Genomic DNA, 21,173 nt, shown 5'->3' on the forward strand with positions numbered 1-21,173 from the left:
ACGACCCGGGACAAGCGTCCCCGGACATCCGGCCTCCGGTCTAGCGGGTCGGCACATGAGGATCAGACGTACCGAACAGCCGTTTCAGGCCACGGCTCAGGCGTCGCCAGACCCACCACACCATCAACGCCAGCAGGACCGACACGCCGACCACCAGAAACAGCGCGATCCAGGGGTGGGCGAAGGCCAATGCCAGCCCCCCCACCACGACCGCATCCTCGGTGACCGAGGCGGTCCAGTTGCTGACCGGTTCGGGCGAGGTGTTCATGAGTGCGCGGGAACCGCTCTTCAGGACATGGCTGGTTAGCGCGATGCCGGCGCCGGCCGCCAATGCGCCGCCGCCGAGCTGGCCGTCGGGGGACAACGTGGCCGCCGCCAGGAACGCGCCGGCCGGCACCCGCGCCAGGGTCTGCAGCAGGTCCCAGCCCGAGTCGACCCCGGGGATCTTGTCGGCGAAGAATTCGGCCAGCGCCAACGCGCCGGAAGTGCCCAGCACCCACCAGGATTGGGTGACCTGCAGCGCCGGCGGCAGATCCAGCCAACCGAGCGCGCCGGCCAGGCCGATGCCGAATACGGTGAGGTAGACGCGGATCCCGGCCATCCATGCCAACAGGATCCCAATTACGAAAAGATGTGCTTCGGACATCCCGGCGGTTCCCAGTAGACTCGACGGCCCTGTCGATTCTCCCGAGTATAGGCCTCCTGTCTGGCTGCTGCCTGAGCGCGGCCAGGGATTCGCGCATGTCCAGATCCCCCTTTCCGCGGTACCAGATCGTCGAGCAGCGGCCGTCGCGTCGCGGCCTCTGGCTGGCCCTGGCCGGGATGGCCTGGGCGGGGACGCTCGCGGGCGTCTGGTTCTGGGCCAGCCATACCGCCGCGCCACGGTTGGGACAGGCCCAACGCGATCTGGCGCAGGTGCGGGCGCGGCTCGGCCAGCAGCAGGGCGAACTGCAACGGTTGAGCCAGCGTGAAACCACCCTGGGTGTCTCCGATCGCATCAGCCGCACCGCCAACCAGGAACTGCAAGCGTCGCTGGCCGAGCGTGACGAGGAAATCGCGGGCCTGCGCGCCGACGTGGCCTTCTATGAGCGCCTGGTCGGCGCCACCGCGCCGCGCCGTGGCCTGAGCGTGCACCTGGCCGAGTTCAGCCGCGCGCCCGGGGGCGCCTGGCAGTACCAGATCACCCTGACCCAGACCCTCAATCGCGGCGCCATCAGCGAAGGCCGGATGCGCTTCGCGGTGGAGGGCGTGCGCGGCGGCCAGCTGGCCACGGTCGGCTGGGACGAACTGCACCAGCAACCCGGCGTGGCCGGACAGGCTTATTCCTTCCGCTATTTCCAGCAGCTCGACGGCAGCGTGATGCTGCCCGGCGGCTTCACCCCGCAGCGGGTGAAGGTGCAGTTGAGCGGCGGCGACAATGCGGTGGAACAGGCATTCGATTGGAAACTCGCGACCTCAGCCGGATCAGCCGGAGGAAAATGATCATGTTCAAGCACAAGCCTCAGCGCGATGGCCACGCCATCGACACCCTCATCGGCCCGCAGGTCACCATCCAGGGCGACCTGGTGTTCAGTGGCGGCCTGTATGTGGAAGGACGGATCCAGGGCAAGGTGCTGGCGGCCGACGGCGAGCGCGCGGTGCTGACGCTGGCCGAGCAGGGCCGCATCGAAGGCGAAGTGCGCGCGCCCGTGGTGATCATCAACGGCCAACTGTTCGGCAATGTGTACGCGGACGACCGGGTCGAACTGGCCGCGAAGGCGCGGGTCCAGGGCAACATCCACTATCAGGTGGTGGAGATGAGCGCGGGCGCCCAGCTGACCGGCCGGCTGGTCCACGCCACCGCACTGGCCGCGGTCGACGAAACCACCGAGGAACGGGTCCACGCCCACGCCTGAACCGGTTCGCCGGCGTTCAGAGCCCCCTGTGGCGGGCCGCGCTATGCTCGGCCCATGAGTGAGCCTTCTCTCCCTTCCCCGCCGCCGCCGGCCAGCGGGCGGGCGTGGTTCTACGGCGCCGTCGCCCTGCTCGCGCTGTGTCTGGCGTTCGGTGGCTGGGGCCTGTGGCAGGCCTTGTCCAGCGGCGGACAGGCGCCGGGTGCGCGCCAGTTCCAGGCGCAGAAACAGCAGGTCGAACAGCTCGAACAGCGGGTCGCCACCCTGTCCCGCTCCGATCAGATCACCCGCGACGCCAACCGCGATCTGCAGACCGCGCTGGCCGAGCGCGACGAGGAAATCGCCGGCCTGCGCGCCGACGTGGCCTTCTACGAGCGCTTCGTCGGCGCGACCGGCCAGCGTCGCGGCCTGACCGTCCACGAGCTCAAGCTGCAGCCGCAGACCGAACAGGCCTGGCACTTCACCGCCACCCTGACCCAGAACCTCAACCGTGGCGCGGTCAATGCCGGCCGCCTGCTGGTGTCGGTGGAAGGCACCCGCGCCGGCAAGCTGGAGCGGCTGGCCTGGTCGGATCTGCGCCAGCAGGCCGACGCGCCTGGCCTGCCGTACTCGTTCAAGTACTTCCAGCAGGTCGAGGGCGACCTGGTGCTGCCGGCCGATTTCCAGCCGGTGCGGGTCACCGCGCGGCTGGTGCCGCAGAGCGGCGCGGCGGTGGAACAGTCGTTCACCTGGGCCGCCGCGGCCGGGCGCGAGGGCACCGGCGCTTCCGGCTTGAAGTGAGTCCTTCCAACCCCCATCCTGATCGCCATGGACAACCTCGTTTCCCTGCCTTCGGCGGCGCCGGACTACCAGTCGCTGGATCGCCCGCTGAATTTCAGCCACGCCGCGGCCGCCAAGGTCCGCGAGCTCATCGATGAGGAAGGCAACGCCGGGCTGGCGTTGCGGGTCTACATCCAGGGCGGCGGCTGTTCGGGATTCCAGTACGGTTTCGAGTTCGACGAGAACCGCGCCGAGGACGATCTGGCGGTGGATACCGATGGTGTCACCCTGCTGGTGGATCCGTTGAGCCTGCAGTACCTGATGGGCGCGGAAGTGGACTACAGCGAAAGCCTGCAGGGCGCGCAGTTCGTCATCCGCAATCCCAACGCCAAGACCACGTGCGGCTGCGGCAGCAGTTTCAGCATGTGAGCACGCTCACCCCGTGAGCGCCTCCCGGATTTCCGATTCCTCCGCGTTGACCGGTTTCGCCTTCGCGGGCGATCCGCTCGATCGCGCCGATCGCCTGCGCGACGACGCCGAGGCATTGTTCCGATTGTGGTCGTCGGCGCGGGTGATCGTGCTGACCCGCGAAGGCGAAGCGTTCGCCGATGCGGCTGGACAACTCGCCGCGCCTTCCGGCGGTGATCTGGGCGGTGGCCCGGGCACCGCGATTTTCCTGGGCCTGCGCGACGACGTCGCGTGGTTCGCGGTCGAGGCGGACAGCGTGCCGTTCGAGGCCGCGCAGCGCGTCGATCTGCGTCGCGCTGCGGCCACCTGGCCGGCCTTCGAGGCCGGTGTGTTCGCGCTGGCGCGCGCCATGTTCTATTGGCGGTCGCGCAATCGTTTCTGCGGCCTGTGCGGTGGCGAGGTGGAGTTTCGTCGCGCCGGTTACCAGGGCCGCTGCCTGCAATGCGGGGCCGATCATTACCCGCGCGTGGATCCGGCGGTCATCGTCGCGGTCAGCGACGGCGAACGCCTGCTGCTGGGCCGCCAGTCGGCGTGGCCGGCGCGTCGTTATTCGGTGATCGCCGGCTTCGTCGAGCCGGGTGAATCGCTGGAGCAGACGGTCGCGCGCGAGGTGCTGGAGGAAACCGGCGTGCGCGTGCGCGGTTGCCGCTATCTCGGCGCGCAGCCGTGGCCGTTCCCCGGCGCGCTGATGCTCGGTTTTTCCGCGGACGCCGAGCCGGATGTGCCGCAGGTCGATGACGAACTGGAAGATGCGCGCTGGTTCACGGTCGAAGAGATCGGCGCGGGCCTCGAACGTCGCGAGAGCGACGGTGGCGAGGGCCTGCTGCTGTCGCCACGCATTTCCATTGCACGCTCGCTGATCGAACACTGGTACGCCGGGATGCTGGCGCGCCGCTCGTCCTGAGCCCGGCCCGCCTCCTCTTTCTCGCCCGCTCACCCGGTTGCCATCGCGAGGAGGGCGGCCCTGACGGTCCCGGCATGAGGAATCCTTCGCCGAGCGGCGCACGGATCGGCCGCCAGGGAGGCTGCTTCCCGCCAATACCCGTGAAATGACGCCCGCTTGCCGCGTGGTCGGCACGTCGATTGGCACCCGAGACCCGACATTAACGAAGCGGCAGGCTAGAATCCGGGCAGGAGGAGGAACCGCATGTCCATCACCCTGGTCGCCGTGGTCGTCGCGCTGGTACTCGGGCACGTCGCGCCATCGCTGGTCACGTCGGTCCGCCAGTTCCACTGGTACGGACACTGGCTGCGCTGGCTCGACGAACGTTTTCCCGGTGACGGCTTCTGGCGTGGCCGCTACGGCATCGTGCTGGCGCTGTTGCCGCCGCTGTTGCTGGTCGGGCTGTTCCAGTGGGTGCTGCACGAACCGCTGCTCGGCCTGGTCGGGCTGCTGTTCTCGATCCTGGTGCTGGTGTACGCCTGGGGCCCGCGTGATCTCGATGTGGACGTGGAAGCCATCATCGACGCACACGAGCCGGCGGCGCGGCGCGATGCCATCGCCCGCCTGTGGCCCGAAGGCGAGAACGTGGCCGCCGATGGTCCGGCGCTGGTGGAAGCGGTGTTCCGCAACGCGCTGCGGCGCTGGTTCGGCGTGCTGTTCTGGTTCCTGCTGCTGGGACCGATTGGCGCGTTGCTGTACCGGCTGGTCGCCCTGACCGCCGAAGGCGAGTTCCAGCGCGCGCTGCCGCACGACACCCGCGAAGGCGCGCGCGGCCTGCTGGCGGTGCTGGAATGGCCGGTGGCGCAACTGATGACGCTGGCGATGGCGCTGGTCGGCAACTTCGATACGGTTTTCCATGCCTGGCGCGAAGCGCACGGCAACACCCTGCAGTTGCGCACCGGATTCCTCGGCCATGCCGCCCGCGCCAGCGTGCGCAGCGAACTGGCGGAGGAAGCCGAGGATTACGCGGAGGAGGGCATGGTCCAGGCCATGCGCGAACTGCCCGAACTGCGCGACGCCATGAGCCTGGTCTGGCGCATCCTGCTGGTCTGGATGGCGGTGCTGGCGGTGTTCGTGATCGGCGGCTGGGTCAGCTGACGCCAGCCCCGCAGGCGTCAGTCGCGAAGCCTCGAATCGGGACGCGGCGGGATTGCTCGCCCCATGTCAGCAGCCGAGCCCTGCCTTGCGCAGCCACCGTGCAGGAGATGCGTCGCGAACGACGTCGCTCCTGCAGGATGGCAAAAGAGATCAGCCCGGTGCGAGCAGGGTGAAGGGATACCACGGCAGATTGCGGGCTACCCAATAAACCGGCAGCAACACCAGCCACATGCCTGGTTTCAATGCCACGCGCATCAACGGTTCGAGCAGGCGCGGCCGCCAGCCCTGCGCATGGGCAACCAGCAGCGGCGCCAATGGCAGCAGCAACATCGCCAGCGGGTTCATCCCGAAAGCACGAACCAGGTCGCCATGTACCAGCGCATGCAGGGCACGGGTCATGCCGCAGCCGACGCAGTAATAGCCGGTGAGCGCATGAAACATGCACGGCGGAAAAGGATTTCCCGCGACGTTGGGATCAAAGTTCAGCAACAACCAGATGCCGGCGGGGACTGCAACCGCAGTCCCCGCACCCAGCGCATAGAGGGCTGGACGTGGCAGAGGCACGTCAGCCGCCCTGCTGTTCCATCTGCTGGCGGACCTGCTCCATGTACTGCATGTAGGCGTCGGGGCCGACCACGATGAACCAGATGATCGAGATCACGACCGTCAGAATCAGGATTCCCGTCGTCACCCAGTTCCAGATTTTTGCGTTCTTCGAAGCCCGCTTCGCGCCTTCGATGTCTCCCTGATTCAACTTGCCGTTGACCTGGGTCGAGAACACGATGGCGACGATACCGGTGATGATGCCTGGAAAGCTGAGACAGGCGACGCAGCACACGATGAAGGAGCCAATGGTCGACAGGATCGACCACGCCAGGTAGTTGGGAATATTGCCAGGCGCATCGTTTGGCAACGGGGGAACGGCACTCATCGGAGTCTCCTTGCAGTGATGAAGCGGGGTGGTCGGACCCTAGTCTAACGTCTGGACCCGCGATTCGTATGCGTGCCGGAGCGATCAGGCGGCATCGCCGCGCAAACCGCGCACAGTGGCTTCCAGGCTGTCGGCGGTCGCGCTGGCGCCATCCACCGGCGGCGCGGCGACCACGTCGACATGGGCACGGAAGCGGCGGGGTACCCGCATCCGGCCCAGCCGGCTGTCGCGGCGGCTCCACATGCTGCTCCACATGCCCTTGAGCGCCATCGGCACCACCGGCACCGGCCGGCGTTCCAGGATCTTCTCCACGCCCGACTTGAACGGCGCGATGTCGCCGTCGCGGGTCAGCGCACCCTCGGGGAAGATGCCGACGATCTCGCCCTCGGCCAGCGCCTGGTCGATCTCTTCGAACGCGCGCCGCATCAGTTCCGGATCCTCCTTCGCACCGGCGATCGGAATGGCCTTGGCGGTGCGGAAGATCCAGCTCATCACCGGAATGTTGAAGATCTTGTAGTACATGACGAAGCGCACCGGGCGCGGGATGCTGGCCGCCAGCAGCAGCGCGTCCATGTAGCTGACATGGTTGCATACCAGCAGGGCCGGGCCTTCGTCGGGCACGTGTTTCTCGATGCCATGCAGGCGCAGCCGGTACAGGAAACGCACCAGCACCCAGCTGAGGAAGCGCATCAGGAATTCGGGCACCAGGGTGAAGATCCAGATCGCCACCAGCGCGTTGGCGATCGCCAGCACCAGGAACAGCTGCGGAATGGTCAGCCCCGGCAGCGGGACGCGGATTCCGCCCAGCGCCAGCTCCTTCATCTGCAGGGCGATGCCGAGCACGGCCGCCAGCACGATGTAACCGGCGTTCTGGATGTTCATGCCGGCGATGACCCGGGCCAGCTCGTGTTTCGGCGTGCGGCTCTGGATCAGGGCGAACAGCGGCACCACGAAGAAGCCGGTGAACAGGCCGATGCCGATCAGATCGATGACGATGCGCCAGCCGCCCGGCTGCTGCAGGAATGCCGCCACCGACAGGCCGGCGGTCGGGGCCAGACCGCTGCGGGCGAAATACAGATCCAGCAGGAACGCGCTCATGCCGAACGCGCCCAGCGGCACCAGGCCGATTTCCACGGTGCGCGCCGACAGGCGTTCGCACAGCAGCGAACCCACGCCGGTGCCGATCGAGAACAGCGCCAGCGGAAACACATACCACGTGCCGATCCCCAGGTTCAGATCCGCATAGGTGGGAATGTTGCCGGTCAGCACGGTGCCGAAGAACCAGAACCACGACACGCCCAGCACGGAGTTGCGTACCGCGACCTGCTTCTTGGCCAGGCGCAGCACCGCGCGCGATTCCGTCAGGGGGTTCCAGTTGATCCGCAGTTCCGGCGCGCCCGCGTCGGCGGGTGGAATCATCCGGCTGACCAGGTTGCCGGTGATGGCCAGCACGATGATCGCGACCGCGGCCACGGTCGGTCCGTGGCTGCCGGCAAGGTTGAAGATCAGGCCGCCGATGATCATGCCGATCAGGATCGACAGCGAGGTGCCCATCTCGACCAGGCCGTTGCCGCCGGTCAGTTCCTCGGGTTTCAGCACCGAGGGCAGGATGGAGTACTTCACCGGACCGAACAGGGTGGATTGCAGGCCGGTGCAGAACAGCGCGGTCAGCAGGACGATGAGGTCCTGGGTGAGGAAGCCGATGGCGGCCAGCGACATGATGACGATTTCCATCGTCGTCGTGATCCGGATCAGCTTGGATTTTTCCAGCTTCTCGGCGATCTGGCCGGCGGTGGCCGAGAACAGGAAATAGGGCAGGATGAAGATCGCCGGCGCCAGGTTGGTGTACAGCGTCTTGTCCTGCGGGCTGACGCTCATGTAGCCCAGCAGGCCGATGATGGCCTGGCGATAGACGTTGTCGTTGAACGCGCCCAGCGACTGGACCAGGAAGAACGGCAGGAAGCGCCGCTGTTTCAACAAGGCGAACTGGCTGTGGCTGGACATGCGCCCTCCGTGGGTTGCGCGCAGCCTAGCAGAACAGCGGGAGGTGACGGTTTGCCGCGCGCCCTTTTCCGGGCATGAGGCCGGGTCAGAAGGTCGGTGCTTGCCCTGTCCCGCGAAAGTTCCGCGCCCCTCTGTGCAGAGGGGCGCCATCAGGAGTTCGCGATACCTTGGGAAGATGGTGAAAAGAACACCACCGTGGTCTGCCGCCGGCGGCGCTCATCAACCGCCGAAGGGCGGGTCGAACGGTCCGAGGGGAACTGCTTCGGATGAATCAGGGACTCAGCCGCGCTCCCGCGCAATCGCGCGCCAGCCGATATCGTTGCGGTGGAATTCGCCGTCCCAGCCGATGCGTTCGACCGCGGCGTAGGCATTGCGTTGCGCCGCCCCCACGCTGTCGCCGAGCGCGGCCACGCACAGCACGCGTCCACCGCTGGTCAGCACGCCGCCACCGTCGCCCAGGCGGGTGCCGGCATGGAAGACCTTGGCGGTGCCGAGATCGGCGTCCAGGCCATGGATGGCGTCACCGGTCTTCGGGGTTTCGGGGTAGTTCGCCGCCGCCATCACCACGCCCAGCGAGGGGCGTTCGTCCCAGTCGGCCTGGGTGACGTCCAGACGGCCATCGATCGCGGCTTCCACCAGATCCACCAGATCCGAACGCAGGCGCAGCATCACCGGCTGGGTTTCCGGATCGCCGAAGCGCACGTTGAACTCGATTACCTTGGGCGCGCCGGTGCCGTCGATCATCAGGCCGGCGTAGAGAAAGCCGGTGAACGGCACGCCATCGGCGATCATGCCCTGCACGGTTGGATTGACCACTTCGCGCATCACCCGCGCATGCACCTCCGGGGTCACCACCGGCGCCGGTGAGTACGCACCCATGCCGCCGGTGTTGGGGCCGGTATCGCCGTCGCCGACCCGCTTGTGATCCTGCGAGGTCGCCATCGGCAGCGCGGTGCGGCCGTCGACCATGCTGATGAAGCTGGCTTCCTCGCCGTCGAGGAATTCTTCCACCACCACCCGCGCGCCCGCCGCGCCGAAGGCATTGCCGGCCAGCATGTCCTGGATGGCGGCTTCGGCCTCGGCCAGGGTCATCGCCACGATCACGCCCTTGCCGGCGGCCAGGCCATCGGCCTTGATCACGATTGGCGCGCCTTTCTCGCGCACGTAGGCCAGCGCCGGCGCGGTTTCGGTGAACACCGCGTAGTGCGCGGTGGGAATGCCGTGGCGGGCGAGGAAATCCTTGGCGAAGGCCTTGCTGCCTTCCAGTTGCGCGGCCGCGGCGGTGGGACCGAAAACACGCAGGCCTTCATCGCGGAAACGATCCACCACGCCGGCCACCAGCGGCGCTTCGGGGCCGACCACGGTCAGGGCCACGTTTTCCTGCTTCACCAGTTCGACCAGGCGGTCGATTTCGGTCGCACCGACGGCGACGTTGCGGCATTTGCCCTCGCGCGCGGTGCCGGCGTTGCCGGGGGCCACCAGCACCTCGGTGACGCGCGGCGATTGCGCGATCTTCCAGGCCAGCGCGTGTTCGCGGCCGCCGGAACCGATGACGAGGATCTTCATGGCTGTCTACTCCGAAATGCGTGTGGACCCGCGGCGCGGATCGGGGAAAGGAAGAAACGGGAATCGCGACGCGCTCACGCCTCGGCCTCCAGGCGCGCGGCGGTCAGCCTGACGAAGGCCGCGTCCAGTTCGCTGCCGACGTACTGTCGCCCGCTGCGCAGCGCGGCCACGCCGGTGGTGCCGGATCCGTTGAACGGATCGAAAATGCGATCGCCGGGATCGGTCGAAGCCTCGATGCAGCGCAGCAGCAATTCCACCGGTTTCTGGGTGGGATGGCGACCGTGCGCCTTCTCGCCCTTGGCCGGAGCGGGCAGGCGCCAGACCGACTTCATCTGCCGGTCGCCGTTGTCGGCCTTCATCTTCCGGTAGTGGAAGCGGTGCCGGCTCTTCTCCGTCCTAGCCGCCCAGATCAGGGTCTCGGTCGAATGGGTGAAGGTGCGGCAGGCCAGGTTGGGCGGCGGATTGGGTTTTTCCCAGATGATGTCGTTGAGCAGTTTCATGCCCAGCTGCTGCATGGCGAAACCCACCGAATGGATCACATGGTGGGTGCCGGACACCCACAGGGTGCCGTCGGGTTTCAGCGCCGCCTGGCAGCGTTGCAGCCAGGCCAGGTTGAACTCGTGGTTGTACGCCGGGCCCTGGCTGCGATCCCAGTCGCCCTTGTCGACCTTGACCATTTTTCCGCCATGGCAGGTGACGCCGCCGTTGGACAGGAAATAGGGCGGGTCGGCGAAGATCATGTCGAAGAAGCCATGTGGATGGCGTTCGATGATCCGGTCCAGCAGCTCCAGGCAGTTGGCGCGATACAGCAGCGCGCGGCCATCGCCACCGGCCCAGGCGAGCCGGTTGGGCGAGGTGGGCGTGGCCGCCAGCGTGCCCAGGCCCAGCGCGTCGGCCAGGGCGTGGGCAGTGGCGGCGGGCTGCGCGCGGCGCGGCACGATCAGTGCCGGAAGTGGCGCACGCCCGTGAACACCATGGCCAGGCCATGTTCGTCGGCCGCGGCGATGACCTCGTTGTCGCGCATCGAGCCGCCCGGCTGGATCACCGCCTTGATGCCGGCTTCGGCGGCGGCGTCGATGCCGTCGCGGAACGGGAAGAACGCGTCGGAGGCCATCACCGAGCCTTCCACCTGCAGGTTCGCGTCGGCGGCCTTGATGCCGGCGATGCGGGCCGAATACACCCGGCTCATCTGGCCGGCGCCCACGCCGATCGTGCGGTTGTCCTTGGCATAGACGATCGCGTTGGACTTGACGTACTTGGCCACCCGCCAGGCGAACAGCAGATCGCGCAGTTCGGCCTCGGTCGGCGCGCGCTGGCTGACCACCTTCAGTTCAGCGGCGCTCATGCCGCGATTGTCGGAGGACTGCAGCAGCAGGCCCGAGCCGATGCGCTTGCTGTCGTAGTTGTTGAGGCCGGCACCCAGCGGGATGCGCAGCACGCGCACGTTGGCCTTCTTCTTGGCGTATTCCAGCGCGCCTTCCTCGTAGTCCGGCGCAATCAGCACTTCGACGAACTGGCGATCCAGGATGACCTTGGCGGTCGCCGCGTCCAGGGTGCGGTTGAAGGCGATGATGCCGCCGAACGCACTGGTCGGGTCGGTGGCGTAGGCCAGCTCGTAGGCGTCGCCGCAGGCCACGCCGACGGCCACGCCGCAGGGATTGGCGTGCTTGACGATCACGCAGGCCGGCGCGTCGAACTGGCGCACGCATTCCCAGGCCGAATCGGCGTCGGCCAGGTTGTTGAAGCTCAGTTCCTTGCCCTGCAGCTGCTGGAAGGTGGCCAGCGTGCCCGGCACCGGGCCGAGATCGCGGTAGAACGCACCGGATTGGTGCGGGTTCTCGCCGTAGCGCAGATCCATCACCTTCACGAAGGTGGAATTCATCTGCGCGGGAAATTCACTGCGCGTCGGCACCACGGCCGAGGGGTCGGTGACCGCGGACAGGTAGTTGCTGATCGCCGCGTCGTACTGCGCCACGCGGTTGAATGCGGCCACCGACAGGGCGAAGCGGGTCTGCGCGGACAGGGTGCCGTCGTGCTCGGCAAGTTCGCTCGCCAGACCGGCGTACTGCGCCGGATCGGTGGCGACCGCGACATGGGCGAAGTTCTTGGCCGCGGCGCGCAGCATGGCCGGGCCGCCGATGTCGATGTTCTCCACCGCCTCGTCCAGCGTGCAGTCGGCGCGCGCGGTGACCTTCTCGAACGGATACAGATTGAGCACCAGCAGGTCGATCGCGCCGATGCCGTGCTGCGCCATCACCGCGTCGTCGGTGCCGCGGCGTCCGAGCAGGCCGCCGTGGACCTTCGGATGCAGGGTCTTGACCCGCCCGTCCATGATTTCGGGAAAGCCGGTGACGTCGGAGACGTCGCGGACGGCCAGGCCGGCGTCACGCAGGGCCTTGGCGGTGCCGCCGGTGGACAGCAGCTCCACATTGCGCGCGGCCAGGGCCTGCGCCAGTTCGATGAGGCCGGTTTTATCGGAAACGGAAAGCAGTGCCCGGCGGACGGGCAGGCGTTGGTCGGTCATGGGGAGATGCGGCGGGAGGACCGCGGAATTATAGCCTCCCGGGCGGGCGGCTTCCCCTTCGAGCGGGCCCGGATACGGCCCGCATCGGCCCGCCGGACGGGTCGGAGCGGTCAGGCCAGCCCGTAGTCCTTCAGTTTCTTGCGCAGGGTGGCGCGATGGATCCCGAGCAGCGAAGCGGCCCGGCTCTGGTTGCCCTCGCAATGGTTCAGGACTTCCACGAACAGGGGAATCTCCATCTCCCGCAGGACGATTTCGTACACATCGTCCGCATCACAACCATCCAGATCACGCAGATAGCGGCGTACCGACTGGGCGACATGCTCGCGCAGCGGCGGACGGGGCGAACGTGGATTGTCTTGACGGGTGGAAGCAGCGTTCACACGGGTTCCCGGAAGCTGAGGACGAAGCGCCCGCCTTGTGTTTGTGTTTTACGGCGGGGGAGGGAGTCTAGCGCCAGTCGTGCGTCCGTGCACCCCGTTCGTCGCGGGCGTCCCCGCCGGAAGGTCGCGGTCAGCGGAAGTCGAAGGAAAACGCGACCACGTTGGCACTCGGCTCGCGGACGCGCACGGCGATCTGGGCGCTCTGGCCCGGACCCAGGGTGGGCGCGGCGATGCTGTCGCGTGGCAGGTATTCCGCCGGACGCAACGCGCGCGCGCCCAGGGTGCGGCCGTCGGCGTCCTTGAGGGTGAGCATCAGTACCGGCCACGGTTGCGACCAGCGCGCATCGTTGCGGAAGGTCGCCTGCGCCAGCAGCACGCCCGGCGCATCGGGTAGCGGCCGGACATCGCGATCCAGCATCGCGAAGGCCTGCGGTTCGCGCCACGGCGGCAGCGAACAGCCCAGCGCGCCGCACAGCGCGGCCACCGCCGGACGCCAGCCGGCATCGGCCGCCAGGCGCGCGCGATCGGCCAGCATCACCTGCAACGCCAGCGTCACCGCCAGCACGCCCAGCATGATCCACTGCCAACGTGGCACGCGCGTGGACGCCGCCGGCGCGCGTGCGGAACCCTGCAGGAAACTCGGTGCGCGCGCGCTGGCGCGGTGGGCGACCGCAGCGGCCGGCGAGGCGACGGGAACGGGAGCGCCGACAGGCGCGTCGACGGCAGCCGGCCCGGTGACCGCGTCGGCGGCGGATTCGGACATGGTCGCGGTCGGTTCGACATCGATTTCGATGCTGCCCGGCGTATGGCTTTCGTCCATGGATGCCGGCGGGTCAGCCACGTCCGCTTCGACCATGCGGGCTTCCGTCGCCTCAGCTTCCCGTGCCGCGGCGTCGGTCGCCATCGTTCCGGTCGGCCCGGTCGCGTCAACCGCCCCGTCGCGGCGCAGCAGGCGCGCGAGACTGGGACCGCCATCGGCGGCATCCGCATCGCGTGGAGACGTGGCCGGCTGCCCACCGGTCCGCGTGCCGGCGTCGCCGAGTACGCCACCGCAGCGTGGGCAGTGCGCGGGCGTGTCCTGGCCGCGCGGAGCGGTCGCCACCAGATAGCGGCAATGGGGGCAGGCGATGAACATGCGGCCTATTCAAGCATGTGTGCGGGGGGCGGAAAAGACAGGCGCGGCCGCGACGATGGTCCGGGCGCCAAGGCCTGGCCGAACGCCAGGGCCGCGTGAGCAGGCTGCACAGCGACCTGTTCATTGCGTGGCGCGATTGCCGGAAGTGGTGCGCGCGTTTAGGCTCGACCACAGGGGGACGGACGCGCGCAGTGTCCGGACGGGATTTCTGGAGAGGTGCAAACGTGAGAGTCGTGTTGTTGTCGTGTCTGTTGGTGCTGACGGGCTGCCGGGTTTCTTTCACGCCACCGACGGAGTTGCCCGCATCCACGCAGGGAACCGAAGAGCAGCGGAGCGAAGCGCTGGAAGCGGCGGAAGCTTATCTGGCCCTGATCGACGGCAAGCGCTACGCGGAAACCTGGCAGACCGCCGGGCCCGCGTTGAAGGGAATGAGCAATGAGATCATGTGGGTCAATACGCTCAAGTTGACCCGCAAGATACCGCTTCCAGAGGGACGCGAACTGCAGGGCATCGGGTTCAATACACGCGTGGACGCGCGTGCGCCGGAAGGCGAGTACGCCGTGCTGGAATTCGTCCGGCGCGCGGGCGATACGACGGCGACGGAGAAGGTGGTCATGCAGAAACATGAGTCCCGCTGGATGATCGTCGGCTACTTCGTCAACAAGCGGGTCAACCTCGTCGGCGGCAAGGACTAGTGGCATCCAGCTGCCGACTGTGTTGATGCGGGGTGTGGGAACATGTCGCCATGGTGTCCGCCCGGCTTGCCCGGCCATGCCGGAAGTAGGCGGGCCTTCCGGCGGTTGGCGATGTCCGGTACGGCTTCTAGATTCTGGAACATCCAAAATGGGGCGCGTCTCGTCGATACGTCCTGGCGCCGCAATGGATGAGGGATTCCGATGACGTGTCGATTCGCCGGATGGCTGCTGGTGTTGTGTGGATGGTCGGCCGGCGCGCATGCCGATGAGTGCCCGCCTGCGCTGGTGAAACCGGACGCGCCCGTGCCGGGCCTGGTCATCGTGTCCCTCGACGACACGGGGATGGCGTTCACCACCTGCGGAATGGCCGATATCCGGCGCAAGCGCGCGGTGTCGCGCGACACCCTGTTCCAGGCGGCCTCGTTGACCAAGCCGGTGACCGCCCTGATCGCGCTGACGCTGGTGGAAGAAGGGAAACTGGATCTGGATCGTCCGCTGGTCGGCTATCTGGACGGCCCCTATCGACACGACCAGGCGTTGCTGGGCGGACAGCCGGTCTGGGATACCGTCGAGGATCCGCGCCTGCGGAAAGTCACCGCGCGGCTGGTGCTGAGCCATCGCAGCGGGCTGCCCAACTGGGCGTTCGGCGAGCCGCTGCGGTTCGCGCTCGATCCGGGCACCGAGTGGAAATATTCGGGGGAGGGATTTTCACTGCTGGCCGCGGTGCTGGAACACATCAGCGGCCAGACGTTGCCGGCGTTGGCCGCCGAACGGGTATTCACCCCGCTGGACATGCGTGACAGCGGCCTGGTCTGGCGCGACGACTACGCGGATCGCATGGCCACCGGTTACGACACCCAGGGCAAGGTAATCGACGCGATGCAGTTCCGGCGTCCGGTCGCGGCGGCATCGCTGTACACCACGCCGGCCGACTATGCGCGGTTCGTGCAGGCGCTGTTGCGGGCGAAGCCGGGTTCGGCGTCGGCGCGGTTGCGCGAACGGCAGGTCGAGGTGGACGCGGCCTACGCGCTGGGCTGGGGTCTGGGCGTTGGGCTGGAGGAACACGAACAGGGCGATTGCCTGTTCCATCACGGGATCAACAACGGCTTCCAGTCATTCTTCATGGTCTGTCCGGAGCAACGGCGCGGCGTGCTCTGGTTCACCAACAGCGACAACGGCCTTTCGCTCGCACCGTCGTTGCTCAAGAGCCATCTGCCGGGCCCGCATCCGGTGCTCGACTGGCCGGTGCTGCGCCCCTAGCGTCCCCGCGGCGGAGGAGACGGATTCAGCCCGCGCCCTGGGCGCGCGCCTGCAGGAACTGCCGGGCGGCGTCTTCCCAGTGGTGGCCGTCGAACGGGAACACCTTCAACTTCGACACATCCACGCCGTCCACGCAGCGCAGGTTCACCACCCAGCCGCTGGGCGCGATGCGCGGATGGCTGAATGGGCTGACGCCGCAGGTCGTGCAGAAGTAGTGGCTGGCGGTCATCGTGCCGAAGCGGTAGACGCCAAGTTCCGCTTCATCGGACAGCAGGCGGAAATGCGCGTCGTCGGTGCCATGCCACAGCGCGCCCTTGCGCCGGCAGATCGAACAATTGCATTCGATGGCGACGCCGATCTCGCCTTCGAATTCGAAGCTCACGCGGCCGCAGTGGCAGGAACCCTGGTGCGTGGTCATGCGGTTTTCCTCGTGCCGATCCGGAAGAAGGCCGCCAGCGTATGCCGGCGATGGCGCGGCAACAACCGCCGATCGGGAAAACCGGGTCGTCGTTTGCGTTCGGCGACCGCGCGGGGCGGGGCTCAGCGGCGTTTGCGCTTGCCGCCGTCGCCAATCAGATCCAGCAGGCCCGTGCGTTGCCGCGGCGACAGCCCGTCGAAGCGTTCCAGCAGGCGGCGCTGCTGTTCGTTGAGTTCATGGCTGTAGCCGGGGCCATCCTCGGCGACGCGCGGCCGCGGATCATCGACGAACATCGGACCGCGGCCGGTGGCCAGGAATTCGAAACCCATGCCCGTGCGCAGGGCGAGCGCGATCATGTTGTCGACCGATGGCGAGGTGCCATCGACCATTTCCCATTGGGCGATCGCGCTGCGGGTCAGGCTCAGCTCGGCCGCGAGCTGTTCCTGGGTCAGATCGGCATGTTCACGGGCCTGACGGACCCGCAGGTACAACTTGTTGCTCACGGTGTTGGCATGGAAGGACAAAGGGGAAACCGATATAGCCGGTCCTCCATGCGAGTGAGGTCAGTAACACTGGCTTTGATATATTGTTAGCGATTCTAACATGGCGAAAATTACACCAATCACACTGGAGGGCCATAAAGATTTGGCGCCTCACATTTATCGGCGCACACCGTCGATGCGCATCCAGTCGTCTTCGCGCTCCACGCGCAGGTGTTCGAACCACGGCGAGTAGCGCGCCAGCAGATCCGCTTCCTGTCCATGCAGGATGCCCGACAGCGCGATGCGTCCCCCGGGCGCGACGCGATCGGCCAGGGTTTCGGCCAGCGCGTCGAGCGCGGAAGCCAGGATGTTGGCGACCACGATCGGGTAGCGCGCGACCGGTTCGTCCTCGGGCAGATACACCGACAGGCGATCCCCCACCGCGTTGCGCGCGGCATTGTCGGCGGTGGCAATCAGCGCCTGCGGATCGTTGTCCACGCCGACCGCCGACGCGGCGTCCAGCTTCAGCGCCGCCAGCGCGAGGATGCCCGAGCCGCAGCCGAAATCGAGCACCGTGCGGCCGGACAGTTCGCCCGCGTCGGCCAGGCCGTCCAGCCAGCGCAGGCACAGCGCGGTGGTGGGGTGGGTGCCCGAGCCGAACGCCAGGCCCGGATCCAGCCGCACCACGGCGGCGTGGGCGGCCTGCGCCTCCTCGGGAAGGTCGTGGTTCCAGGGCACGATGAAGGTGCGGGCGCCGAACCGCATCGGCTTGAACTGATCCAGCCAGGCGCGTTCCCAGTCCTCGTCCTCGACCGTGCGGAACGCGGCGCGGCTCCAGTCCAGGCCGGGATCGAAGGCTTCCAGCGCGGCCAGCAGGATCAGCGCATCGGTATCGGCGGGAAACAGGGCCGTCAGCACCAGCGAATGCCACAGCGGGGTCTCGCCGACGCCCGGCTCCAGGATGGCCCGCTCGTTGCCGGTATCGGCGTCGGCGTCCAGCAGCGTCACCGACAGCGCGCCGACGTCCTCCAGCGCATTCTCGTAGCGCGGCTGTTCAGATTCCCCGCAGCGCAGGGTGAGTTCGAGATAGGGCATGAGGCCTGGAATATGCGGGTCGGGCGCGCATTGTCGCATGGGCCCGAGGGACGCCCGGTCGCGTTGAAACCCCTATCGCGGGCACGGATAATCGTCCGATGCCTCGCATATTGCCCTGGGTCATCGTGTGCGCCTGCGTGCTTGGCACGGCGGGAGCCTGGTGGTGGGCGCAGGGCGCGCGACAGGCCGCCTCGGCGAATGCCGCCGTCGTACCGGCCGCCCCGATGGTCGACGCCGCCGTCGCGGTGGCGATGCCGGCGAACCGTATCGAGAGGCCGGCGAAATCGTCAGTGGCGTTCGACAGCCGGCGCGAGTTCGAGACCACCCCGGATCTGTTCGTCTATGCGCAGCAACTGGCTCTGCAGGCGCGGGCCGGCGATGCCGACGCGTGGTGGATGCTGAGCCGGGTGCACGACTATTGCGCTGGTTATGCCAGCAACCCGGCCGGTTATGCCCGTGATACCCGTGCCATCGCGGCGCTGGACGTGGGGAACGCGGCGACCATGGCGGCGGCGCGCGAGCGGGTCAGCGCGCGCTGCGCCCGGTTCATGCCCGAAGACGGCCTGTCTTCGGACAGTGTCCGCGAGGCCCGCCAGCATGCCGCCGAAGCGGGCAGCCTGGCGGCGGAAGCGGCGCTGCTGGCCGATGGCGAACCGGTGTCCGAAGCGCCGGGCTACCGGGGCGATCTGGTGGCGCGGGTCAGCGCTTCCGGCGATCCGCAGGCGTTCCTGGCGCTGTCACGCGCGATGGGACTGGCCGCCAGCGGCGCGGAATCCGAATTCGGCGAAGTTTCCGGCACCTGGCTGTCGGAAGTCGCCTGGCAGATCGCCGCCTGCCGGCTCGGCCTGGATTGCCGTCCGCAGGGCAACCTGATGACCGCCTATTGCGCCCACGGCGGCATCTGCTCGCGGGATCCCTCGCTGGATTTCCCCGCTTTCGTCGTGGACGCGGGTGTTCCGCGACAGGGTGTCGAGAATTTGAACGATATGGTCGATAGTCTGCTGTCGCGCAGGAGAACAATCCAATGAGCCACACTTCGAGTCGCAGGCGCTTCTGGCCGAGACCCCACATCTGGCTGTGGATGCTGGTGTTCGTTACCTATGCCGCCGCCGCAACCACCGTGGTGATCAACGCCATGGACGCGCCTTACCGGGATCTCCAGCGGACCCCCGCCGGCGTGAATGCCTCGCAGGAAGATCGCGCCATCGGCGCCGCGCAGATGGTCGCGCTGTACCGCGCGCGCAGCGGCGCGCCGTTCTCGGTGCTGCCCGCGGGCACCACCCTGGAGGTCACCTGGCCGGACGGTTCCAGCGAGACCCTGCGCATCGTCGATCCGCTGTCGCCGACCGGCGTGGTGCCGGTCAAAGGAACGCAGAAGCGCGCCCATTGAGGATTCGTTGAAAAAAAACTGCGTGGGGCGACATGAAAAAGGCGGATTCCCTTCGGAATCCGCCTTTTTTCCTGCCTTGCATCCGCGTAAGTGACGCGGCCACGTCCGCTGTCAGGATGGATGGCGTGGCAGTTGCGTGGCCGATGCCGCCACCGTGGCGAAACCCCCGGTACGGTCGCGACTTGTGCCGCTCCCCGGTGGCAAGCCGACCTCACACCAGCGCGATGGACTTGTTCTTGCGTTCGGCCAGGCGCTTTTCCAGGTAGTGGATGTTCTGGCCGCCGGCCTGGAAGCCCTGGTCGCGCATGATCCGCTGCTGCAGCGGGATGTTGGTCTTGATGCCGTCGACCACCATCTCGCTCAGCGCCACCCGCATGCGGGCGATGGCGGTCTCGCGATCCGGTCCGTGCACGATCAGCTTGCCGATCATCGAATCGTAGTTCGGCGGCACGCGGTAACCCTCGTAGATGTGGGTGTCCACGCGCACGCCGGGACCACCCGGCGGATGGAAGTGCTGGATCAGGCCCGGGTTGGGCATGAAGGTTTCCGGATCCTCGGCGTTGATGCGGCATTCGATGGCGTGGCCGCGCAGGACGATGTCCTCCTGCTTGATGGTCAGCTTGCGGCCGGCGGCGATGCGCAACTGCTCGCAGACCAGATCGATGCCGGTGATGCGTTCGGTGACCGGATGCTCCACCTGGATGCGGGTGTTCATCTCGATGAAGTAGAAGCGGCCGTTCTCGTACAGGAACTCGAAGGTGCCGGCGCCGCGGTAGCCGATGCGCAGGCAGGCTTCCACGCACACCTTGCCGATTTCGGCGCGCTGCTCGTCGGTGATGCCCGGCGCGGGCGCTTCCTCGACCACCTTCTGGTGGCGGCGCTGCATCGAGCAGTCGCGCTCGCCCAGGTGGATGGCGTTGCCCTGGCCGTCGGCCAGCACCTGGATTTCCACGTGGCGCGGATTCTCCAGGAACTTCTCCATGTACACCTGATCGTTGCCGAACGCCGCCTTGGCCTCGGACTTGGTGGTGGCGATGGCGTTGCTCAGCGCGGCTTCCGCGTGCACCACGCGCATGCCGCGACCGCCGCCGCCGCCGGCCGCCTTGATGATCACCGGGTAGCCGATCTCGCGCGCGATCTTGGTGTTGGCGACGATGTCGTCGCCGAGCGGACCGCCCGAGCCGGGCACGCACGGCACGCCGGCGGCCTTCATCGCGCGGATCGCCTCCACCTTGTCGCCCATCAGGCGGATGGTGTCGGCCTTGGGACCGATGAAGATGAAGCCGGACTGCTCCACCCGTTCGGCGAAGTCGGCGTTCTCCGACAGGAAGCCGTAGCCGGGATGGATGGCCTGGGCGTCGGTGACCTCGGCCGCGGCGATGATCGCCGGGATGTTGAGGTAGCTCTCCGACGAGGGCGCCGGACCGATGCAGACCGACTCGTCGGCCATGGCCACGTGCTTGAGGTTGCGGTCGACCGTGGAATGCACGGCCACCGTGCGGATGCCCAGGGTGTGGCACGCGCGCAGGATGCGCAGCGCGATTTCACCCCGGTTGGCGATGACGACTTTATCGAGCATGGGATTGGGGATTGGGGATTCGGGATTGGGGAATGGGAAGCCACAGCGCGGTTACGCCGCTTCATCCCGCCATCAGCCGATGACGAAAAGAGGCTGATCGAACTCGACCGGCTGGCCGTTCTCGGCCAGGATGGCCTGCACGGTGCCGGAGACGTCGGCTTCGATCGGGTTGAACATCTTCATCGCCTCGATGATCGCCAGGGTGTCGCCGGCCTTGACGGTCTGGCCGACGGTGACGAACGCCGGCTTGTCCGGCGAGGCGGAGGCATAGAAGGTGCCGACCATCGGCGCACGCATGACGTGGCCTTCCGGCAGGTTGCCGCCGGCCTTGGCCGCGCCACCGGTGGAGGCCTCGGTGGGCGAACTCATCGGCATCGGCGCGGCCGGGCGGGCTTCGACCGGGGCGAACACCGGCGCCGGCGCGGCGGCGACCAGGCCGCCCTTGGGCACGCGCGCCAGGCGCACGGATTCCTCGCCTTCCTTGATTTCGATTTCGGCGAGGTTCGACTCTTCCAGCAGGTCGATCAGTTTCTTGATTTTGCGGAGATCCATAG

General features: G+C 67.6%; 24 protein-coding genes. 10 read left to right on the plus strand and 14 right to left on the minus strand.

Annotated elements, in window-relative coordinates; genetic code table 11:
* Positions 1-40 precede the first annotated feature (40 nt).
* Positions 41-646 (minus strand): DUF4126 domain-containing protein, encoded by a 606-nt coding sequence (locus ACTHN1_RS10355; RefSeq protein ID WP_440470858.1) that lies wholly within the window; start codon positions 644-646, stop codon positions 41-43.
* A 95-nt stretch (positions 647-741) separates the two neighbouring features.
* Between ACTHN1_RS10355 and ACTHN1_RS10360 the strand changes: the two genes are divergently transcribed.
* From ACTHN1_RS10360 to ACTHN1_RS10385, 6 genes are all read left to right on the plus strand, one after another.
* Entirely contained in the window at positions 742-1,482 is a 741-nt protein-coding gene (locus ACTHN1_RS10360) for a DUF6776 family protein (RefSeq protein WP_440470859.1), read from the plus strand.
* Between the two features lie 2 nt (positions 1,483-1,484).
* A complete protein-coding gene (locus tag ACTHN1_RS10365; protein ID WP_440470860.1) occupies positions 1,485-1,895 on the plus strand; it encodes a bactofilin family protein in 411 nt (136 codons plus the stop codon).
* A gap of 54 nt (positions 1,896-1,949) precedes the next feature.
* Entirely contained in the window at positions 1,950-2,672 is a 723-nt protein-coding gene (locus ACTHN1_RS10370) for a DUF6776 family protein (RefSeq protein WP_440470861.1), read from the plus strand.
* Positions 2,673-2,699: 27 nt separating this feature from the next.
* On the plus strand, positions 2,700-3,080 hold the full coding sequence (gene erpA, locus ACTHN1_RS10375) for an iron-sulfur cluster insertion protein ErpA (RefSeq protein ID WP_295374527.1): 381 nt from the start codon (positions 2,700-2,702) through the stop codon (positions 3,078-3,080).
* A gap of 13 nt (positions 3,081-3,093) precedes the next feature.
* Positions 3,094-4,023, plus strand: a complete 930-nt coding sequence (nudC, locus tag ACTHN1_RS10380; RefSeq protein ID WP_440470862.1) for an NAD(+) diphosphatase — start codon at positions 3,094-3,096, stop codon at positions 4,021-4,023.
* 243 nt (positions 4,024-4,266) lie between these two features.
* Positions 4,267-5,160, plus strand: coding sequence for a cobalamin biosynthesis protein (locus ACTHN1_RS10385; RefSeq protein WP_440470863.1), 894 nt, complete (start codon positions 4,267-4,269; stop codon positions 5,158-5,160).
* Positions 5,161-5,310: 150 nt separating this feature from the next.
* On the opposite strand, the gene ACTHN1_RS10390 is transcribed toward ACTHN1_RS10385, so the two are convergent.
* The 8 genes from ACTHN1_RS10390 to ACTHN1_RS10425 form a co-directional block, all read right to left on the minus strand.
* On the minus strand, positions 5,311-5,724 hold the full coding sequence (locus ACTHN1_RS10390; RefSeq protein ID WP_440470864.1) for a DUF2752 domain-containing protein: 414 nt from the start codon (positions 5,722-5,724) through the stop codon (positions 5,311-5,313).
* 1 nt (position 5,725) lies between these two features.
* Entirely contained in the window at positions 5,726-6,091 is a 366-nt protein-coding gene (locus tag ACTHN1_RS10395; protein WP_440470865.1) for a CD225/dispanin family protein, read from the minus strand.
* Between the two features lie 84 nt (positions 6,092-6,175).
* Complete coding sequence (locus ACTHN1_RS10400; protein ID WP_440470866.1) at positions 6,176-8,095, minus strand: MFS transporter; 1,920 nt, start codon at positions 8,093-8,095, stop codon at positions 6,176-6,178.
* A 279-nt stretch (positions 8,096-8,374) separates the two neighbouring features.
* The gene (gene purD / locus ACTHN1_RS10405) at positions 8,375-9,661 is read right to left on the minus strand and encodes a phosphoribosylamine--glycine ligase (RefSeq protein WP_440470867.1); all 1,287 of its coding nucleotides are present in this window, start codon (positions 9,659-9,661) and stop codon (positions 8,375-8,377) included.
* A 74-nt stretch (positions 9,662-9,735) separates the two neighbouring features.
* Positions 9,736-10,599 carry a DNA-methyltransferase gene (locus tag ACTHN1_RS10410; RefSeq protein ID WP_440470868.1) on the minus strand — a complete coding sequence of 288 codons (864 nt, stop codon included), beginning with the start codon at positions 10,597-10,599 and terminating at the stop codon, positions 9,736-9,738.
* A 2-nt stretch (positions 10,600-10,601) separates the two neighbouring features.
* On the minus strand, positions 10,602-12,185 hold the full coding sequence (gene purH, locus ACTHN1_RS10415) for a bifunctional phosphoribosylaminoimidazolecarboxamide formyltransferase/IMP cyclohydrolase (protein ID WP_440470869.1): 1,584 nt from the start codon (positions 12,183-12,185) through the stop codon (positions 10,602-10,604).
* 110 nt (positions 12,186-12,295) lie between these two features.
* Positions 12,296-12,565 carry a DNA-binding transcriptional regulator Fis gene (gene fis / locus ACTHN1_RS10420; protein ID WP_440470870.1) on the minus strand — a complete coding sequence of 90 codons (270 nt, stop codon included), beginning with the start codon at positions 12,563-12,565 and terminating at the stop codon, positions 12,296-12,298.
* A gap of 130 nt (positions 12,566-12,695) precedes the next feature.
* Positions 12,696-13,700, minus strand: a complete 1,005-nt coding sequence (locus ACTHN1_RS10425) for a DUF3426 domain-containing protein (protein ID WP_440470871.1) — start codon at positions 13,698-13,700, stop codon at positions 12,696-12,698.
* A 224-nt stretch (positions 13,701-13,924) separates the two neighbouring features.
* Here ACTHN1_RS10425 and ACTHN1_RS10430 point away from each other — a divergent pair, with 224 nt between their 5' ends.
* A complete protein-coding gene (locus ACTHN1_RS10430; RefSeq protein ID WP_440470872.1) occupies positions 13,925-14,395 on the plus strand; it encodes a DUF4019 domain-containing protein in 471 nt (156 codons plus the stop codon).
* Between the two features lie 201 nt (positions 14,396-14,596).
* Positions 14,597-15,655, plus strand: a complete 1,059-nt coding sequence (locus ACTHN1_RS10435) for a serine hydrolase domain-containing protein (RefSeq protein ID WP_440470873.1) — start codon at positions 14,597-14,599, stop codon at positions 15,653-15,655.
* A 25-nt stretch (positions 15,656-15,680) separates the two neighbouring features.
* On the opposite strand, the gene ACTHN1_RS10440 is transcribed toward ACTHN1_RS10435, so the two are convergent.
* The 3 genes from ACTHN1_RS10440 to prmA all read right to left on the minus strand — a co-directional run bounded on the left by ACTHN1_RS10440 (position 15,681) and on the right by prmA (position 17,650).
* Positions 15,681-16,073, minus strand: coding sequence for a GFA family protein (locus ACTHN1_RS10440; RefSeq protein WP_440470874.1), 393 nt, complete (start codon positions 16,071-16,073; stop codon positions 15,681-15,683).
* A gap of 122 nt (positions 16,074-16,195) precedes the next feature.
* Positions 16,196-16,576 carry a helix-turn-helix transcriptional regulator gene (locus ACTHN1_RS10445; RefSeq protein ID WP_440470875.1) on the minus strand — a complete coding sequence of 127 codons (381 nt, stop codon included), beginning with the start codon at positions 16,574-16,576 and terminating at the stop codon, positions 16,196-16,198.
* Between the two features lie 156 nt (positions 16,577-16,732).
* Complete coding sequence (prmA, locus tag ACTHN1_RS10450) at positions 16,733-17,650, minus strand: 50S ribosomal protein L11 methyltransferase (RefSeq protein WP_440470876.1); 918 nt, start codon at positions 17,648-17,650, stop codon at positions 16,733-16,735.
* Between the two features lie 98 nt (positions 17,651-17,748).
* Between prmA and ACTHN1_RS10455 the strand changes: the two genes are divergently transcribed.
* Together ACTHN1_RS10455 and ACTHN1_RS10460 are read left to right on the plus strand one after the other, a co-directional pair.
* On the plus strand, positions 17,749-18,678 hold the full coding sequence (locus ACTHN1_RS10455; protein WP_440470877.1) for a hypothetical protein: 930 nt from the start codon (positions 17,749-17,751) through the stop codon (positions 18,676-18,678).
* Positions 18,675-19,040 carry a hypothetical protein gene (locus tag ACTHN1_RS10460; protein WP_440470878.1) on the plus strand — a complete coding sequence of 122 codons (366 nt, stop codon included), beginning with the start codon at positions 18,675-18,677 and terminating at the stop codon, positions 19,038-19,040. Before ACTHN1_RS10455 ends, ACTHN1_RS10460 begins: the two co-directional genes overlap by 4 nt.
* Before the next feature lie 211 nt (positions 19,041-19,251).
* On the opposite strand, the gene accC is transcribed toward ACTHN1_RS10460, so the two are convergent.
* Both accC and accB read right to left on the minus strand, forming a co-directional pair.
* Positions 19,252-20,619, minus strand: coding sequence for an acetyl-CoA carboxylase biotin carboxylase subunit (gene accC, locus ACTHN1_RS10465; RefSeq protein ID WP_440470879.1), 1,368 nt, complete (start codon positions 20,617-20,619; stop codon positions 19,252-19,254).
* 72 nt (positions 20,620-20,691) lie between these two features.
* Positions 20,692-21,171 (minus strand): acetyl-CoA carboxylase biotin carboxyl carrier protein, encoded by a 480-nt coding sequence (gene accB / locus ACTHN1_RS10470; RefSeq protein WP_440470880.1) that lies wholly within the window; start codon positions 21,169-21,171, stop codon positions 20,692-20,694.
* Between the last annotated feature and the right edge of the window lie 2 nt (positions 21,172-21,173).

It is taken from the genome of Pseudoxanthomonas sp., from assembly GCF_051953815.1.
Taxonomy (GTDB): domain Bacteria; phylum Pseudomonadota; class Gammaproteobacteria; order Xanthomonadales; family Xanthomonadaceae; genus Pseudoxanthomonas_A.